Source organism: Microcoleus sp. BM001215392 (assembly GCF_036700185.1).
Classification (GTDB): domain Bacteria; phylum Cyanobacteriota; class Cyanobacteriia; order Cyanobacteriales; family Microcoleaceae; genus Microcoleus.
On sequence record NZ_JAUBOJ010000601.1, the window covers coordinates 1 to 2771 of the forward strand.

Annotated in this window: 3 protein-coding genes; 1 reads left to right on the forward strand and 2 read right to left on the reverse strand. The window is 47.2% G+C overall.

Features of this window, described 5'->3' with window-relative positions:
• Window positions 1-55 precede the first annotated feature (55 nt).
• The gene (locus tag QT974_RS33200; RefSeq protein WP_333472617.1) at window positions 56-784 is read right to left on the reverse strand and encodes a lysophospholipid acyltransferase family protein; all 729 of its coding nucleotides are present in this window, start codon (window positions 782-784) and stop codon (window positions 56-58) included.
• 400 nt (window positions 785-1184) lie between these two features.
• Entirely contained in the window at window positions 1185-1685 is a 501-nt protein-coding gene (gene tadA / locus QT974_RS33205; RefSeq protein WP_333472618.1) for a tRNA adenosine(34) deaminase TadA, read from the reverse strand.
• A gap of 184 nt (window positions 1686-1869) precedes the next feature.
• On the opposite strand from tadA, the gene QT974_RS33210 reads away from it, so the two are divergent.
• The gene (locus QT974_RS33210; protein ID WP_333472619.1) at window positions 1870-2466 is read left to right on the forward strand and encodes a TerB family tellurite resistance protein; all 597 of its coding nucleotides are present in this window, start codon (window positions 1870-1872) and stop codon (window positions 2464-2466) included.
• The last annotated feature ends 305 nt before the right edge of the window (window positions 2467-2771 follow it).

Genomic DNA, 2771 nt, shown 5'->3' on the forward strand with positions numbered 1-2771 from the left:
CAACTGCCAACTGCCAACTGCCAACTGCCAACTGCCAACTGCCAACTGCCAACTGTTAACTGTCATCAAGAGTTTTAAGAGCCATTTCGAGTTCGGCCGTCAACAATTTTGCTTCTTTTTTGCCACTACCACCATTAGCATAATCCGCCACCAAAATCGGAGCACCGATCGCAATTTTAACCCTCGAACGCCATTGAGGAAGGCGCGGGCGATAGCGAATACTCATCGGTACAATCTTCACCCCCAAACCCGGTGTGTTCAACTCGGCTTGTAGGGCTAAACGAGCTAATCCAGCCTTGAGAGGGTGAACTTCACCATCTTGAAAAATTCCACCTTCGGGAAAAATTACCAACATTTGCTTGTCGAGGAGCAATTCCACCCCGTAACGGAGACTGCTAATTGCCGGATGCCGGATATCGACAGCAAACCCTCCCAAATGTCTGATGAACCAACCTTGTACTCCTTTGACTTCATCAGCAGTTACCATGAACCGCAAATCGCGTCCAGTCACCATCTGTCCCGTTGAATAGGGCATCATCAGGGCATCCCACCGGGATCTGTGCGTAGGCGCTAAGATGACAGGCCCATCTTTCGGCAAATGCTCCTGTCCGGTAATCTCTATCTTGCCAAAATAAAACGGTAGGACAAGATAGTGTCCTAGCGGATAGAAAAAGGATGTTAACCAAGGAGAAACGCGAGAGGTATTAGATGCTACCTTGGCAGGCATTGGCTTCACTAGAGAGGATTTACTGGACTCAATGACGATCGTGGCAGTATGACGCATGGCAATTACCTGCTATATGAATATATAGAGACTAAAGATATGTTGCTTGGCAAATCTTTAGTCTTTCGATGGGGACACTTTTGCTATTGGCATTTTGCCGATCGCCCGATCGCCCCCACGATACATAATCTGTAACAGATCAAACCTCAGCCAAGCCGAGAGCAGTACCACAGAGCCGTCAACTGACTTTATATTTTAGATTTATTCCACATATAAATAATCTGGGAGCTGGAACAAAAGTCTAAAATCTGGGGTTCGCCACCACGAGTGTCGGAAACTTGTATCAGTTTTTGGTCGGGGTCAACCGCTGACAAAGCTCGATCGGGCAATTTCTATTATTTCAGTTAAAGAGCCAAGTTCGATTAAACATCGGCTGTGGGAGAGTCAAAAATTTTACCTGTTAACTTTGGCGGCGGGCTTCAAACCAACAAAGCAACTGATCTCGACAAACAGACTCCATAATACCGCCAAGCACCCGCAAGCGGTGACACGAAGCGGGGCTATCTGGAAGATTAGCCACCGTCCGAATCGTGCCTGTTTTCGGGTCATCTGCTCCGTATACCAAAAGACCGATCCGAGCTTGTACGATCGCACCAGCGCACATCGGGCAAGGCTCCAACGTCACGTAGAGCGTACATTGGTTGAGATGCCAGTCTTGCAAAACTTTGCCCGCCGCCCGCAAAACCAAGACTTCAGCATGAGCAGTCGGATCGCAGTCTCGCTCTCGCCGATTTTGGGCTGCGGCAATCAATTTGCCAGTACCCTCAACAATCACAGCACCCACGGGAACTTCACCCGCATCACCCGCTGCTTGTGCCAGTTCCACAGCCCTACTCATCCAATGCTTGTGAATAGCATAATTAGAATCACCAATAGACAACGGCTCTGTTTGCAAATTCACGGTATACCTACGCAATTGAAAACCCTTAACATTGTCTTATTTATCCACTTGCTGTGGATAAAATAAGTGGAATTACTAGTAAAAAAAGTTTTTCAGGAAATTTATGGCATACTTACCTAGCTGAAAACACTTAAGATCGAGAAATAAAGTTACACCACAGCCCCATCGAGAGTAATTTTAAATTATGGACACTACCCTGATTAGCACTGAAGTTGTTGAGCTGTTGTCCCGGATTAGCCGGCAAAAGCTCCGCGAACAAGATATCACTCCTTTGGTAGTCTTTCTAACTGCTCTGATTTCCATCCTGCGCGGAGTGATGATTATCGACAGGACGATCGCAGTTGAAGAAGAAGAACGCCTGCAAAAGACTCTCAAAGCCTTTGCTGCTGGCGACCCCGATCGGATAGAACTAATTCAGCGCCTGGTCAAAGGAGTCTCCAAACAGCAGGTTTACTTCAATCCCACAGAATTGCTAACCCTGACAGCTTTCTTCTCAGAATCAGAAAAACTGCTGCTGATCGGTTCCGGCTACGAAATGTCAGCGGTAGACGGACACATCGACCTGAGGGAGCAAATGTACTTACAGTCGATCGGAAACCGGCTCGGCCTCGACTCTAGCCACATCGCAGTCATAGACACTTTATTTACCAAAGAAGGAACCCTCAACTCAGAAGACTTTGCCGAAGTTCAAGCTTTACTAGCTCCGAGCGCATTCGAGTCCCGCGATCCGGTATTTGCCAAAGCAGCAAAACACCTGCTGTCGCTGTTAACGCGTAAATAATCCAGCGCATATAAATTATTTGTGCGTCAAAATTTGAGACTGTTGGCATGGGATAGGGAATTGCGCGCTCTTGTATTAAAAACCGGATTGTTTAACCGGCAACAAGAGCGCTGCACTGTTTATTGGGGCGAAAAAGTCGGTTTCTGCCGCGAGGAGCGCTTCATTTTTTTTCCCAAGACTCGATCGACCTTCGTATCTCATTGAACCGAATCCGCCTAAAATCTAAGGAATGAGAATTAAATAACTTACAATTTTAATTATTGTGAGATGGGCGTCCCGCCCGTCCTTGATAGACGGGCGGGACG

What these genes read in the sequence shown, in the direction of transcription:
- QT974_RS33210 (WP_333472619.1), top strand. Translation starts at nt 1,870, where the DNA reads ATGGACACTACCCTGATTAGCACTGAAGTTGTTGAGCTGTTGTCCCGG.
- QT974_RS33200 (WP_333472617.1), bottom strand. Translation starts at nt 784, where the DNA reads ATGCGTCATACTGCCACGATCGTCATTGAGTCCAGTAAATCCTCTCTA.